The following is a 14,160-nucleotide window of genomic DNA, read 5'->3' as shown; positions in this document are numbered from 1 at the left end:
TCAATGGATTAATATCTTTCCCAAATGTATAATCCATATATGAGGAAGTATGAAAATAAACGCACGGATTCTAATAGAAAGTAGGCATTATCCATGAAAAAATTAATTTTGATAGATGGTAACAGTGTAGCTTTCAGAGCTTTTTACGGATTGCCGCTTCTGAGCAACCAGAGCGGTCTCCATACGAATGCGATATTCGGCTACGCCCGTCTTCTGGAAAAAATCATAAAAGACGAAGAACCCACACATTTCCTTGTGGCGTTTGATGCAGGGAAATCCACATTCAGACATAAGCAGTATTCGGAGTATAAAGGCGGCCGTCAGAAGATGCCGCCGGAGCTTGGTGAACAGCTGGCGCCGATCCGCCGTCTGATTGATGCCTATGGTATTAAAAGATATGAAATTGAAGAATTTGAAGCGGATGATATCATCGGCACATTGAGCCGCGAGGCGGACGAGGATGAAAATTTTCAGACGATCATCATAACGGGTGATAAAGACCTTACACAACTTGCAAGTGACAAGACTGTGATTTACTACACGAAAAAAGGCATATCCGATATTGATCTCTACAACCCGGAGTTCATCGATGAAAAATACGGATTGAAGCCGTTTCAGATTGTCGATCTGAAAGGTCTGATGGGGGATAAGTCGGACAATATTCCCGGTGTCCCCGGAGTGGGGGAAAAGACGGCCCTGAAACTGCTTGCCACTTACGGCTCGGTGGAAAAAGTGCTCGATAATATAGATGCTGTCGCCGGCAAGAAGCTCAAGGAGAATCTGACTGAACATAAAGAGGATGCTCTGATGAGCAAGGAACTTGCGACAATCCACAGGGAAGTGCCGTTTGATTTCAATTTGGATGATCTGGCTTTTTCCGATGATAATGAAGAAGAGAAATATGAATTGTTCAAAGAACTCGAATTTGAATCACTTCTCGGTAATATGGAAGCCAATGAAGCGGAGGATAAGATCGTTTTTGATGATGTACGTGTAGAATCCATGGATGAACTCGGTCAGGAAGTATCACTCCACCTGGAAGTGAACGCCGGCAATTATCTGGTTAATCCGCCTGAATATATCGCAGTTACTGATGGAAATAAGACGTTTGTCGATGAAATTGAAGCGGTCGATGCCGGGACGCTGGGAAAATTCCTGAATTCCAGGAGGGCCATCAATGTCTATGATTTGAAACGTCAGACGGGTCTGCTGAGGCAGCTGGCCATCAGGTTCAATGATTTTACTACAGATGTTATGCTGGCAAGTTTCCTGCTTGATCCATCCCGTAAGATATTGGATGTCGCCGAGACTGCGGGTCAGTTTGGTATCTCAGTTGACAGTGATGACTACCACTATGGTAAAGGCAGGAAATCCAAAAATCCGCCGCATGAAGAACGTGTGGAGTTTCTTAACTCCAAAGTGATGGCAGTGCATATGCTGAAAGATAAAGTGGTCAAATCCCTTCAGGAAGATGAGATGTATGATCTATGGATGGACCTTGAAATCCCGCTTTCCAAAGTGCTTGCTGAAATGGAAATAAAGGGGATAACCGTGGATGCCTCAAGACTTGTTGAAATGGAAACTGAAATACAGGAACGTCTGAATGCAATAGAATCGAAAATTCATGAGTTTGCCGGGGAGGATTTCAACATAAACTCGCCGAAGCAGCTTGGCCGGGTGCTGTTTGAAAAATTGGAACTGCCTGTGATCAAAAAAACAAAGACCGGCTATTCCACTGCGGTGGATGTATTGGAACAGCTGCAGGATAAACATGAAATCATCCGGTATCTTCTGGATTACCGGACTTTATCCAAATTACAGTCTACTTATGTCATAGGACTGCAGGGGGAGATAAAAGAAGATTCGAGAATCCATACACGTTTCAATCAGACATTGGCACAAACGGGAAGGCTGTCTTCAGTTGAGCCGAATCTTCAGAATATCCCGATCCGTATTGAAGAAGGGCGGAGGATACGAAAGGCATTCGTACCAAAAGATGAGAATCACGTATTGCTTGCACTGGACTATTCACAGATTGAACTCCGAGTGCTCGCACATATAACACAGGATGCGACGATGATCAGTGCATTTACATCCAATACCGACATCCATACAAAAACGGCCATGGAAGTATTCGGCGTCGAGAAAGAAGATGTTACATCCGAGATGCGGCGGAATGCAAAAGCTGTCAACTTCGGGATAGTCTACGGAATCAGTGACTATGGACTGAGTCAGAATCTGGGCATCACGCGGAAAGAGGCAAAAAAATTCATTGAAAACTATCTGGATTCCTTTGCTGAAGTTAAAGAATTTATGAAAACGATAGTGCAGGATGCCAAAAGAGACGGCTATGTTAAGACATTGATGAACAGAAGACGGTATATCCCTGATATTCACAGCCGGAACTTCAACGCGAGGAGCTTTGCAGAACGCACAGCGATGAATTCGCCTATACAGGGGAGCGCTGCGGACATCATCAAGCTGGCCATGGTAAAATATGCACAGTCTGAAGAAGCGCAGAAATTCGATGCAGAACTATTATTGCAGATACATGATGAACTGATCTTTGATATTCCAAAAAGTCAGGTTGAAGATTTTATTCCTGTCATTAAGGGAATCATGGAGCATGCGATGGAGATGAACGTACCGCTTAAAGTGGAGTATGGATACGGTACAGATTGGTATGAAGTGAAGTAGGTGGAATTATGCCGGAATTACCGGAAGTGGAGTTGGTTAAAAGAGAGCTTTCGCGAAGTGTGGAAGGACGGAAGATAGAAAGTGTCGAACTGTCTGATTATGTTTATAAAGGGCATGACACGGGACGAAAGACAATTGTTAAACAGGACCTCGGGGAATTCAGGGAAATGATGCCCGGGGCTTCCATATTGAAAGTTGGAAGAAGAGGTAAATATCTCTTCTTCATTTTGGAGAAATCGGATGAAATATTCCATATGATTGGCCATCTTGGGATGTCCGGTGCATTTTTTATAACCGGATCCCTGGAAGAGATAGAAAATTTGAATTACAGAAAGCACTGGCATGTATTATTTAATCTGGATGACAATGCTTTAATGTCTTATTGTGATATAAGGAGATTCGGGGAAATGAGCACTGTGAAACGATTAAACGACTTTGCACCCTTCAGACGCATGGCCCCGGAGTATACCGATCCGGACAGTCTTTCTTATTTTCTGGAAAGAGCAAGGAATGAACAAAACAGTAAGAAATCTGTCAAAGCAGTAATCATGGACAGTTCAGTCATTCCGGGTGTTGGTAATATTTATGCTTCAGAAGCTTTATTTGCATCGGGTATACTGCCGACTAAGAAAGCAGGAAGTATATCTGTGGAACGGCTGAGACGGCTGCATGAGGAAATTGTGAATGTTTTTGAAGTGTCGCTCTCAAGCGGAGGATCTACGATTTCAGATTACAGAGGTGTGTCGGGACAGAGCGGCAGCATGCAGGACCGTTTTAAAATATACCAAAAGAAAAGATGCAGCCAGTGTGGCGGCGATGTAAAAACCAAAGTGATTGCAACGCGGAACACATTTTACTGTACTAAATGCCAGAGGTGATAATATGAACAGCATCATTGGATTGACAGGCGGCATCGCCAGTGGAAAATCGACAGCATCAGCATATATCGAAGAAAAGGGATATCCTGTCCTCGATGCCGATAAGTATGCAAGGAAGGCCACTGCAAAATCCGGGCCTTCATATAAAGGTATCATACAGTCTTTCGGGGAGGATGTTGTGTCAGAAGACGGGGAAATAGACCGCAGCAGGCTCGGAGCGATCATTTTCAAAGATCCCGGGCAGCGCAAGGTGCTTAATAAACTCGTCCATCCGGAAGTGAGGAGAATGATGAATGAGGACAGAGACCGGCTCGTTCAGGATAATCATGTCTTTTTAGACATCCCATTGCTGTTTGAGAATGGGCTGGATGATCAATGTGACATAACATTGACTGTTTATGTTGACGAATCGATTCAAAAAACAAGATTAATGGAACGGAATGGGTTAACTGAAGCGGAAGCGGAAAGCAGAATCAGCAGTCAGATGCCTCTGGCAGAGAAAAGGGACAAAAGCGATTTTGTGCTTGATAACAGTGGTTCACGCGCGAATCTGTATGAACAGATAGAGCAATTCCTGTCTGAAATTGAAAAATGACTGTAATTTCACAATTATGCTTTAAACTATTTCCAATTATGTTATACTAATTAAAAATAAGTATAGCATTAAGGGGCGATTGTCATGAAAAAAATTGCAATTAATGGTTTAGGCAGAATTGGCAGAATGGTTTTCCGCATTGCTGCAGAATCTGAAGAACTCGATCTGGTAGCGGTGAACGCAAGTTATCCCGCTGAAACACTTGCACACATCATCAACTATGATACAACGCATGGAAAATGGTCTAAACGTGTTGAACCGGCAGGCGAAAAACTGATTGTCGACGGCAGGGAAATCCTCATCACCCGTGAAAGGAATCCTGAAGATCTCCCTTGGGCGGATCTTGGCATCGATCTTGTAATAGAGGCTACAGGAGCTTTCAACCATGGCGATAAGGCGGATGCACATGTTAAAGCGGGTGCCAAAAAGGTGCTGCTTACCGGACCTTCCAAAGGCGGCGATGTCCAAACGATTGTACTGGGTGTTAATGATCAGGAGCTTGATGCTGAAAAATACGATGTCTTCTCCAATGCATCATGTACTACGAACTGTCTGGCGCCGGTGGCAAAAGTACTTAATGATGAATTCGGCATTACAAACGGTTTGATGACAACCGTCCATGCTTATACTAATGATCAGAAGAACATCGATAACCCGCATAAAGATCTGAGAAGGGCGCGTTCATGCGCAGACAACATTATTCCCACATCTACAGGTGCCGCTAAAGCACTTGGAGAAGTTCTTCCTGAACTGAATGGAAAACTTCACGGTCTGGCACTTCGTGTACCTGTTTCCAATGTCTCTCTCGTAGACCTGGTTGTAGATCTCGGCAAGAGCGTGACAAAAGAAGAAATTAATGAAACTTTTGAAAAATATGCAGATGGCGAACTGAAAGGCATCCTCGGTGTCTCCGGCGATCCGCTTGTATCAAGTGACTTCAACACTGACAGCAGAAGTTCCATTATTGACAGCTCTCTGACCATGGTGATGGACGACAATAAAGTTAAAGTGCTTGCATGGTATGACAACGAATGGGGTTACTCCACAAGAGTCGTGGACCTTGCCAGACAGATTCTTTCCAAATCACTTGTCAGTAATGCTTAATTAAATTGTAATTTTTAAGAAGAAACTTCGGTTTCTTCTTTTTTTGCTTATGTTATATTATAATGAAGTACTTAACCCCGGATGATGAGGTGATTATATGAAATGTCCAACTTGCAGACATCCCAGTTCAAAAGTAGTCGATTCAAGACATACAGATGAGTTTTCTGCCATCAGAAGACGCAGGGAATGTGAAAATTGCGGATTTAGGTTTACTACATTCGAACGGATGGAGCTCTCCCCGCTGGTCGTTGTAAAAAAAGACGGCACGAGGGAAGTTTTCAACCGCGAAAAAGTGATGGACGGCCTGCTGAGAGCATGTGAAAAGCGTCCGATCCCTTACGAAGAACTGGAAAAGAGAACAGGGAATATAGAGGCTGCGCTGAGAAACCTGAACAAGCCTGAAATCACTTCCAATGAAATCGGGGAAAGTGTGATGAACGAGTTGATTACGCTCGACCAGGTGGCATACGTACGGTTTGCGTCTGTTTATAAAGAATTCAAAGATATAGATCAGCTGATGGATACGCTGAAACATCTTGCCAAAGGCAGTGATGATGATGAACTTCAATGACCGATTGAAGCCGAATACAGAATTTATAATATACAGACCGGCAAAGTTGAGTACACATCATCTGGATGTGATCAATGAACTGTATCTTCCTCTCATCAATGCGGAAGCGGCGATGGTCTATATTTATTTTAATGAGTCTGCTTCCCATTATGAACCGCTGGCTGTCCGGTTTCACAGGGAAATGATGGATGAGTTCGGCATGCCTCTGTCAAAGTTTTCAAATGAAATCGAAAAATTGGAAGCGATCGGACTGATAAGGACTTTCGTATCCAATGAAGCACATGATGATTTGTTTATTTATGAAGTTCTGTTGCCGCTGACGCCTGAATCATTTTTCAAAGATCCCATGCTGAGCCTGTACCTGTATAATACAATTGGGCCCGATGCCTACAGGAAGAAAAAGGAAAGACTCATCTATCCCGGGATGCCTGAAAATTTTTCAGAAGTGACCCGTAAATTCACAGAAGTGTTCACTTCCGGAAGCGCGGAAGGATTCAGTGTTCCCTCCGAAAGTTTTCAGAAAGAGAATCATTCCTCAGGTCCGAATATGGACCTGGATGATTTTGACTTTGACGTGCTGTTCACGCATTTGAAAGGGACGAAAATAGACCGGGCGTTCTTCACGAAAGAAGTCCGCATGCTGATTGTCAAATTGAGTGCGCTCTTTGATTTGAATGCCTATGACATAAAACAGATATTGATGTCTTCAACTACCCAATATGCGGGTATAGACGAAGAACAGCTGAAGTATGAAGCGAGAAGATATTACCAGAAAGAGAACGGCAGCAGACTGCCGAAACTTCAGAAGGAAGACGAAACGCCGAAGGCTCAAACATCTGGTAATTCTTATATAGACAGTCTGGAGAACATCAATCCACTGGACCGTCTGAATGATATCAGGAATTTTAAGCCGAGCGATCAGGACTTGAAGCTGGTTACAGACATCATTGCAAAGACTTCACTTCCAAACGGAGTAATCAACCTGCTGCTTGAATATGTATATCAGCAGAAGCAGGGGGATTTGAATTATCCGTACACTATGAAGATTGCCAAAGACTGGGAGTCTAAAGGCATCCTTTCAGCCAAAGATGCGTACCAGTCCATCATGGATTTCAGACAGCAGAAGAAAAATGCATCTCAGAAAGCGGCGCAGAAATATAATTACAGAGAACGGCAGGGCGAGCGCCGCCCTGCCTGGATGGACGGCAAAGGGAAAGTAGAAGAACAGAAACCAAAAGTTAAAAAAGAAGAGAAATCGGAAGATCGATCGACGCAGAAAACAGCTAAAGATGATCCCGAGATCCAAAAAATGATAGAGGAATTCAGAAAATCCAGGTGATTCAAATGGAACCCATTAACCAATTTTTAAAAAATTCGAAGAAGATAAAAGAGAATAATGATAAGCTGTATGAAGAACTTATCCGACATCCGAGGATTATCGAACTCATTGAGAACAGTGAGACAGAAATTACACAGACGATGATCCGCAATGATATGCTGCAGCTGAAACGCTATACGGAGCAGTCGCTGGCATGTGAAAAATGCGGATCCCTGGACAGCTGCATCAATCATCCGGAAGGGTATGTCCCTTCCATAGATGTGCGCGGCGGACGGATACACATCATTTATTCAGTATGTCCGAATAAGAAAAAAGAAGATGCTTTCCGGGAACGGGAGCGCCTGATCGATTCCTACCATGTTCCTAAGGATGTAAAAGATGCCACATTTGATACAGTATTCCTGGACTCGGATTCCAACCGGCAGGAAATCATCAAAAAGGCCATTTCGGCGAGTCAGAAGATCAGTGCCGGCATCGATACGAAAGGGCTCTATATACATGGCAGCTTCGGGATAGGGAAGTCCTATCTTCTTGGATGTATTGCCAATGAGCTGAAGGAAAAATCGGTATCTTCCATGATTGTCTATGTACCGGAGATCATCCGTGATCTGAAGTCCGGCTTCAAAGACGGGACGACAGATGAAAAATTCAACACGATCAAGAATGCACAGGTACTCATGCTCGATGACCTTGGCGCGGAAGATGTCACGCCATGGGTAAGAGATGAAGTGATGACGGGCATACTGCATCACAGGATGGTTGAAGGACTGCCGACATTCATCAGTTCGAATTATTCCATGGATGACCTTGAGTACAGATACAGCCGTACGAAAGAAAATGGTGTGGAAGAGACAAAAGCGATGCGGATGCTTGAACGCATCAAATCACTATGTGAAGAAGTACAGCTGGAGGGCAGGAACTACAGGAATTGACTGATGCTTGAAAAGCATATGGGATTCTATTATAATAAATCTATAATTTCATTATTTAAATCCAAGGACAATACTGTACCCCGGTCTCATCCAAGAGAGTGCATGATTTGCTGAGACATGCACATAAGACCGCTATGGTTACTACCTTAATCTATGCCGGTTAATACCCGGCCGGTCCGGACCGTTATATCCGGCTGAAGACGGGGTTTCCCCGTAAATCAGGGTGGTACCGCGGTGAAAATCGCCCCTCTATAGACAGAGGGGCGATTTTTTTATTCTCCTGTATTTAATTAAGCTGAAGAAAGGAAGAGTGGAATGGACGAAATCAAAATTAGTTTTCCGGATGGAAATGTAAAAACGTTTGATGAAGGCATCACTGCTGAAGAGATTGCCCAGTCAATCAGCCCGGGACTAAAAAAAGCGGCGGTTGCTGCAAAAGTAGACGGACGGATGTATGACTTGAGAAGACCGATTGAATCAGACAGCGAACTTGAGCTTCTGACAAATAAAGATGAAGAGGGTCTCGAGGTCCTGAGGCATTCGACGGCCCACCTGATGGCCCAGGCGCTCAAACGTCTGTATGGAGATGTGAAGTTCGGTGTCGGACCAGTCATCGAAGAAGGCTTCTATTATGATTTCGATATGGATGAGAATATCTCATCTGACGATTTCCCGAAAATTGAAAAAGAAATGCAGAGGATCGTTGATGAAAATGTGGAAATCGAACGCCGGGAACTTTCCAGGGAAGAAGCCAAAGAACTGTTCAAAGATGATGAGTACAAGCTTGAGCTGATCGATGCCATTCCGGAAGGGGAAACGGTCACTGTTTATTCCCAGGGGGAATTTACAGACCTCTGCCGGGGCGTCCATGTGCCTTCAACTTCGAAGATCAGGACTTTCAAACTGCTCAGCACTGCCGGGGCATACTGGCGGGGAGACAGCGACAACAAGATGCTGCAGCGGATTTACGGCACTGCATTCTTCGACAAGAAAGATCTGAAAGCATATATGAATATGCTGGAGGAGCGTAAAGAACGTGATCACCGCCGCATCGGCAAAGACATGAAACTGTTCCAGAACAACCAGCTTGTTGGTGCAGGGCTTCCGCTATGGCTGCCGAACGGCGCGACAATCAGGCGCGAAATTGAGCGATACATTGTGGATAAAGAAGTGGCGATGGGCTATGATCACGTCTACACTCCGGTCATGGCAAATGTAGAACTTTACAAAACAAGCGGTCATTGGGATCACTATCAGGAAGACATATTCCCGACGATGGATATGGATGGCGAGGAACTCGTGCTGCGTCCGATGAACTGTCCGCATCATATGATGATCTATAAATCAGACAAACACTCATACCGGGAGCTGCCGATCCGTATCGCAGAACTCGGCACAATGCATCGTTATGAGGCGAGCGGGGCAGTGAGTGGTCTCCAGCGTGTCCGCGGTATGACTTTGAATGATGCCCATGTATTCGTCCGTCCGGATCAGATCAAAGAGGAATTCAAACGCGTTGTCCAGCTGATCATCGACGTCTATGAAGATTTCGGTTTTGAAAATTATTCGTTCAGATTAAGCTACCGGGATCCGGAAGATACTGAAAAGTACTTCGATGATGATGAAATGTGGCAGAAAGCGGAATCCATGTTGAAAGAGGCAGTTGATGAAATGGACCTCCAGTATACTGAAGCGGAAGGGGAAGCGGCATTCTACGGTCCGAAATTGGATGTGCAGGTACAGACAGCCATGGGCAAGGAAGAAACACTTTCAACAGTGCAGCTGGATTTCCTGCTGCCTGAACGTTTCGACCTGACTTATGTAGGCAGTGACGGGGAACTGCACCGTCCGGTGGTCATCCACCGCGGAGTCGTATCGACTATGGAACGTTTCGTCGCCTTCCTTACCGAAGAATACAAAGGTGCATTCCCATTATGGCTTGCGCCGCAGCAGGTGGAAATCATCCCGGTCAACCTGGACCTTCATTATGATTATGCACGAAGCATCCAGGATGAACTCAAGAGTCATGGCATCCGTGTCAATATAGACGAGAGAAATGAAAAGCTCGGTTATAAGATCCGTGAAGCACAGATGAGGAAAGTGCCGTATCAGGTGGTCATCGGCGATAAGGAAATTGAAGAATCACAGGTGAACGTGCGGAAATACGGCGAAAAGGAACAGAATTCCTACGACAGGGAGGACTTCGTCTGGAAGCTTGTGGACGAGATCCGTCTGAAAAAATAACGTATTGACAAAGCGTTGGGATTAGTGTAGTATATTAAGAGTTGATAAGAACGGACAAGAAGAAGCGACCCGCTTCTCACCCGCAAGCGCAGGAAAGCAGCGACCGGGTTTGTACAGAGGGACACGTATGGAACAGGCGATCATGTCTGTCCTTATGTCCTCATGTCAGATGGCGGGCGCATAATGTGCCCGCCTTTTTGTTCGTCTTCAAACTTTATGGAGGTGTCAAAGATAGCAAAGGATCAAACATTTATCAATGATAGAATCCGCGCCAAAGAAGTTCGACTGATCGGACAAGATGGTTCCCAGCTCGGAATCAAGTCAAAACAAGAAGCACAGGAGATGGCAGACCGTGTAGAACAGGACCTCGTTCTTGTTGCACCGAATGCCAAACCGCCAGTTGCCCGTATCATGGATTACGGCAAGTACAAGTATGAGCAGCAGCGTAAAGAGAAAGAAGCACGTAAGAAGCAGAAGGTCATCAACGTCAAGGAAATCAGACTTTCCCCGACGATTGAAGATCATGACTTCAACACGAAGCTTAAAAACGCGAAAAAATTCCTGTCTAAAGAAGATAAGGTTAAAGTTTCAATCCGCTTCCGCGGACGTGCAATCACTCACAAAGATATTGGACGTAAAGTGCTGGAACGTTTCGCAGATGAGCTTTCCGAAGTCGCTACTGTAGAACAGAGACCTAAGATGGAAGGTCGTTCAATGTTCTTGGTAGTTTCCCCAATTGTAGATAAAAATTAATAAACCGGAGGTTGAATCCCATGCCAAAAATGAAAACTCACAGAGGTTACGCAAAACGCGTAAAGCGTACAGGAACTGGTAAATTCAAGCGCAACAGAGCGTTCACATCCCACCTGTTTGCAAACAAATCCACTAAACAGAAACGTCACTTGAGAAAAGCGACGCTTGTATCAAAAGGCGACCACAAACGTCTGAAACAACTACTTTCAAACATGAAATAATCGACTGAATGAGGAGGACCAAACATGGCTCGAGTTAAAAATGGACTAACGTCCCGTAAAAGACGCAAAAAAGTATTGAAGCAGGCAAAAGGATATTTCGGTGCAAAGAGCACTCTATATAGAACTGCCAAACAACAGGTAACAAAATCCGGACAGTACGCTTACCGTGACCGTCGCAACACTAAACGTGAATTCCGCAGACTCTGGATCTCACGTATTAATGCAGCAGCACGCCAAAATGGCATCAGCTACAGCCGTTTGATGAACGGACTGAAAACTGCAGGTATTGACATCAACAGAAAAATGCTTTCAGAAATTGCTATTTCTGATGAAAAAGCATTTGCTGAGCTTGCAACACAAGCTAAAAATGCTTTGGAGAAATAATAATATATATGAAAAACACCCGTTCCGCAATCGATGCGGAACGGGTGTTTTTCTGTACTAGATCCTATTTACAAGCTTGTTCAGCAGTTCTTCCGAATACTCGAAGTAGCATTCCTTCTGGTTCTTCCTTACTTCATCGGAAGATGGCGGCAGTATGTCGAGTCTGATGAGCTGCTCGCCCTTATCAAAGAAAGGAAGTGTCTGATCGGCGTAATCGTCCGTCAGTGAGTTATAGATTTTTTCAGCTTCATTTTCATTTTCAAAAGTATTGCGTTTTACAATGACCTGTTCTCCGGATTCTTCGACTTTGGATAATTCTATATTTATCATTTATACGCCTCCTAGAATAACTTTAGTTACTGCTATAATAGAATAATATCAGCTTCTTACAAACATTTATACCAATATGGTTTTTATTACGGGAACTGAAATAATTTATGATAGAATGGAAGTATCTTAAAACGAAGGATAGGAGATTGATTATGGACAAGCAATTGACAATGATGAAAAGTTTAACTGATGCACACGGAATCTCAGGTTTTGAGTATGATGTCAAAAAAGTCATGAAAGAATATCTGGAGCCTGTAAGTGATGAATTGATCAATGATAATCTGGGCGGTATCTTTGGAAAACGCAACGCCAAAAACGGCTCACGCACGTTGCTGATCGGCGGGCACCTTGATGAAATCGGCTTTATGGTGACACGCATCGATGAGGATGGTTTCCTGAGATTCACTCCTGTTGGCGGATGGTGGAATCAGGTGATGCTTTCCCAGCGCATGAATGTGATTACGGACAGGGGCGTGCTTACAGGCGTGATCGGTTCTAAACCGCCGCATGTCCTCTCTCCTGAAGCGCGGAAAAAACCGGTGGATATGAAAGAGATGTTCATCGACATTGGTGTTGCCTCCAAAGAAGAAGCCGAAGAAGCCGGCGTTAAAGTGGGAGATCAGATCACTCCGCACTGTGACTTCACAGAGATGGCCAACAAAGACTCTCTTCTGGCAAAAGCATGGGATAACAGATTCGGCTGCAGCCTGGCAGTCGAAGTACTCGAAGAAATCAAAGATGAAGACGTGGACATCAACGTCGTAAGCGGCGCGACGGTGCAGGAGGAAGTCGGGCTGCGCGGTGCGAAAGTTGCCGCAAATAAGATCAAGCCGGATCTTGCGATTGCAGTCGACGTGGGTATCTCCTGGGACACGCCCGGAATGAGTGAAAAAGACGGCACCGGCAAGATGGGCGATGGACCGCTGGTGCTCCTTCTGGACGGCTCCAACATCGGACATGTCGGTTTCCGCCGTCACATCGAAAAAGTGGCGGAAGAAAAGGATATTCCTGTCCAGTGGTCTACAATTACAGGAGGGGGAACGGACTCGGGTGCATTCCACGTATCAAACGAGGGTGTGCCTTCAATTTCAATTGGTGTCCCGCTCAGATATATGCACTCAAACGTATCAATCCTCAACAGGAACGATTACAATAACGCAGTCAGGCTGGTGACTGAAATAGTAAGGTCACTTGACGACAGCAAGGTGGAAGAGATCATTTGGTAGAAAAGGAAATCATCACCTCGAAAGATAACCGGAGAATCAAGGATTTAAGAAAACTTCACAAGAAAAAATACCGAGGCCGGCTCAACCGATTTTTGATTGAAGGTGAGCATCTGGTTGAAGAGGCGGTAATATACAATCAGACTGTGCATACAGTGATACTGTCGGAAGATTACGTCAGTGATGGACTGGATGTAAAAAACCGTGATCTGATGTTCGTCAGCCGGGATGTCATGAAGTCTCTCTCGCTCCTTGAAACGCCGCCGGGCATTATGGCTGAAGTTTCATACAGCCCGCCGGAATCCTCCGGTCAGAGAGTCCTGCTTCTCGATTGTGTGCAGGACCCCGGGAACCTGGGTACACTGATCCGTACTGCGGATGCCTTTGGATTCGATAAAGTCGTGCTGTCGCCGGATACGGTGGATGTATTCAGTGAAAAAGTGCTCAGAAGCGCACAGGGGAGCACTTTCCATATCGATATTGTGGTCGAGGAGGCGGCCGGGGCGGTCCGGGGCTTTGAAGGGACTGTACTCGGCACCGCACTTCACGGCGCGCTTCCGCTCGGTGACATTGATGTCCCCGCCGGTCCGCTCATGTTAGTACTGGGCAATGAGGGCAGCGGTGTGAGCAGTGAAGTACTTTCCACAGTGGATTTAAAAGTGAAAATCGAAATGAGCGGGCAGAGTGAGAGCCTGAACGTCGGAATTGCCGGCGGGATACTTATGCACCATTTCAGAGCTTGATTTTTTAGTACTTTGATTTATAATTACTTTATAAGATTAATAAACAGCTTCAGCTTGAAGCCGGACATAAATGGTTCGAGATTCCGTTTCAGGGAGTGCCGCACACAGACTGCAATGCGGCATACGGAGGGGACCAGTGTTCACCT

Annotated in this window: 14 protein-coding genes; 13 read left to right on the top strand and 1 reads right to left on the bottom strand. The window is 45.0% G+C overall.

The genetic code is table 11. From position 1 onward, the window contains the following. Nucleotides 1-93: 93 nt before the first annotated feature. From polA to rplT, 11 genes are all read left to right on the top strand, one after another. Nucleotides 94-2,697, top strand: a complete 2,604-nt coding sequence (gene polA, locus BM271_RS12540; protein WP_046790416.1) for a DNA polymerase I — start codon at nucleotides 94-96, stop codon at nucleotides 2,695-2,697. Between the two features lie 8 nt (nucleotides 2,698-2,705). Continuing rightward, nucleotides 2,706-3,575, top strand: coding sequence for a bifunctional DNA-formamidopyrimidine glycosylase/DNA-(apurinic or apyrimidinic site) lyase (gene mutM / locus BM271_RS12535; protein WP_046790415.1), 870 nt, complete (start codon nucleotides 2,706-2,708; stop codon nucleotides 3,573-3,575). A gap of 4 nt (nucleotides 3,576-3,579) precedes the next feature. Next, nucleotides 3,580-4,170, top strand: coding sequence for a dephospho-CoA kinase (gene coaE, locus BM271_RS12530; RefSeq protein ID WP_046790414.1), 591 nt, complete (start codon nucleotides 3,580-3,582; stop codon nucleotides 4,168-4,170). A gap of 84 nt (nucleotides 4,171-4,254) precedes the next feature. Further along, the gene (locus BM271_RS12525; RefSeq protein WP_046790413.1) at nucleotides 4,255-5,274 is read left to right on the top strand and encodes a glyceraldehyde-3-phosphate dehydrogenase; all 1,020 of its coding nucleotides are present in this window, start codon (nucleotides 4,255-4,257) and stop codon (nucleotides 5,272-5,274) included. 97 nt (nucleotides 5,275-5,371) lie between these two features. Then, complete coding sequence (gene nrdR / locus BM271_RS12520) at nucleotides 5,372-5,845, top strand: transcriptional regulator NrdR (RefSeq protein ID WP_046790412.1); 474 nt, start codon at nucleotides 5,372-5,374, stop codon at nucleotides 5,843-5,845. Beyond that, nucleotides 5,811-7,184 (top strand): replication initiation and membrane attachment family protein, encoded by a 1,374-nt coding sequence (locus BM271_RS12515; protein WP_234960593.1) that lies wholly within the window; start codon nucleotides 5,811-5,813, stop codon nucleotides 7,182-7,184. Before nrdR ends, BM271_RS12515 begins: the two co-directional genes overlap by 35 nt. Before the next feature lie 5 nt (nucleotides 7,185-7,189). Then, nucleotides 7,190-8,116 (top strand): primosomal protein DnaI, encoded by a 927-nt coding sequence (gene dnaI, locus BM271_RS12510; RefSeq protein WP_046790410.1) that lies wholly within the window; start codon nucleotides 7,190-7,192, stop codon nucleotides 8,114-8,116. Between the two features lie 315 nt (nucleotides 8,117-8,431). Then, nucleotides 8,432-10,360: a threonine--tRNA ligase gene (gene thrS, locus BM271_RS12505; protein WP_046790409.1), complete on the top strand. Its 1,929-nt coding sequence runs from the start codon at nucleotides 8,432-8,434 to the stop codon at nucleotides 10,358-10,360. Between the two features lie 222 nt (nucleotides 10,361-10,582). Next, nucleotides 10,583-11,113 (top strand): translation initiation factor IF-3, encoded by a 531-nt coding sequence (infC, locus tag BM271_RS12500; RefSeq protein WP_046791504.1) that lies wholly within the window; start codon nucleotides 10,583-10,585, stop codon nucleotides 11,111-11,113. A 20-nt stretch (nucleotides 11,114-11,133) separates the two neighbouring features. Continuing rightward, nucleotides 11,134-11,334, top strand: a complete 201-nt coding sequence (gene rpmI, locus BM271_RS12495) for a 50S ribosomal protein L35 (protein WP_046790408.1) — start codon at nucleotides 11,134-11,136, stop codon at nucleotides 11,332-11,334. Between the two features lie 24 nt (nucleotides 11,335-11,358). Next, the gene (rplT, locus tag BM271_RS12490; protein ID WP_046790407.1) at nucleotides 11,359-11,718 is read left to right on the top strand and encodes a 50S ribosomal protein L20; all 360 of its coding nucleotides are present in this window, start codon (nucleotides 11,359-11,361) and stop codon (nucleotides 11,716-11,718) included. Between the two features lie 57 nt (nucleotides 11,719-11,775). Here the strand turns inward: rplT and BM271_RS12485 are convergent, their stop codons facing one another. Beyond that, complete coding sequence (locus tag BM271_RS12485) at nucleotides 11,776-12,048, bottom strand: hypothetical protein (protein WP_046790406.1); 273 nt, start codon at nucleotides 12,046-12,048, stop codon at nucleotides 11,776-11,778. Nucleotides 12,049-12,200: 152 nt separating this feature from the next. Between BM271_RS12485 and BM271_RS12480 the strand changes: the two genes are divergently transcribed. Continuing rightward, nucleotides 12,201-13,274 (top strand): M42 family metallopeptidase, encoded by a 1,074-nt coding sequence (locus BM271_RS12480; protein WP_046790405.1) that lies wholly within the window; start codon nucleotides 12,201-12,203, stop codon nucleotides 13,272-13,274. Continuing rightward, nucleotides 13,268-14,014, top strand: a complete 747-nt coding sequence (locus BM271_RS12475; RefSeq protein WP_052749865.1) for a TrmH family RNA methyltransferase — start codon at nucleotides 13,268-13,270, stop codon at nucleotides 14,012-14,014. Before BM271_RS12480 ends, BM271_RS12475 begins: the two co-directional genes overlap by 7 nt. The last annotated feature ends 146 nt before the right edge of the window (nucleotides 14,015-14,160 follow it).

This window comes from Salinicoccus halodurans, assembly GCF_900114445.1.
In the GTDB taxonomy this organism is placed as follows: Bacteria; Bacillota; Bacilli; order Staphylococcales; family Salinicoccaceae; genus Salinicoccus; species Salinicoccus halodurans.
Note: the sequence above shows the minus strand (reverse complement) of the source record. Positions and strands in the feature narration are given on the sequence as shown.

What these genes read in the sequence shown, in the direction of transcription:
- rplT (WP_046790407.1), top strand. Translation starts at nt 11,359, where the DNA reads ATGGCTCGAGTTAAAAATGGACTAACGTCCCGTAAAAGACGCAAAAAA.
- mutM (WP_046790415.1), top strand. Translation starts at nt 2,706, where the DNA reads ATGCCGGAATTACCGGAAGTGGAGTTGGTTAAAAGAGAGCTTTCGCGA.
- thrS (WP_046790409.1), top strand. Translation starts at nt 8,432, where the DNA reads ATGGACGAAATCAAAATTAGTTTTCCGGATGGAAATGTAAAAACGTTT.
- BM271_RS12525 (WP_046790413.1), top strand. Translation starts at nt 4,255, where the DNA reads ATGAAAAAAATTGCAATTAATGGTTTAGGCAGAATTGGCAGAATGGTT.
- nrdR (WP_046790412.1), top strand. Translation starts at nt 5,372, where the DNA reads ATGAAATGTCCAACTTGCAGACATCCCAGTTCAAAAGTAGTCGATTCA.
- rpmI (WP_046790408.1), top strand. Translation starts at nt 11,134, where the DNA reads ATGCCAAAAATGAAAACTCACAGAGGTTACGCAAAACGCGTAAAGCGT.
- dnaI (WP_046790410.1), top strand. Translation starts at nt 7,190, where the DNA reads ATGGAACCCATTAACCAATTTTTAAAAAATTCGAAGAAGATAAAAGAG.
- BM271_RS12480 (WP_046790405.1), top strand. Translation starts at nt 12,201, where the DNA reads ATGGACAAGCAATTGACAATGATGAAAAGTTTAACTGATGCACACGGA.
- coaE (WP_046790414.1), top strand. Translation starts at nt 3,580, where the DNA reads ATGAACAGCATCATTGGATTGACAGGCGGCATCGCCAGTGGAAAATCG.
- polA (WP_046790416.1), top strand. Translation starts at nt 94, where the DNA reads ATGAAAAAATTAATTTTGATAGATGGTAACAGTGTAGCTTTCAGAGCT.
- BM271_RS12485 (WP_046790406.1), bottom strand. Translation starts at nt 12,048, where the DNA reads ATGATAAATATAGAATTATCCAAAGTCGAAGAATCCGGAGAACAGGTC.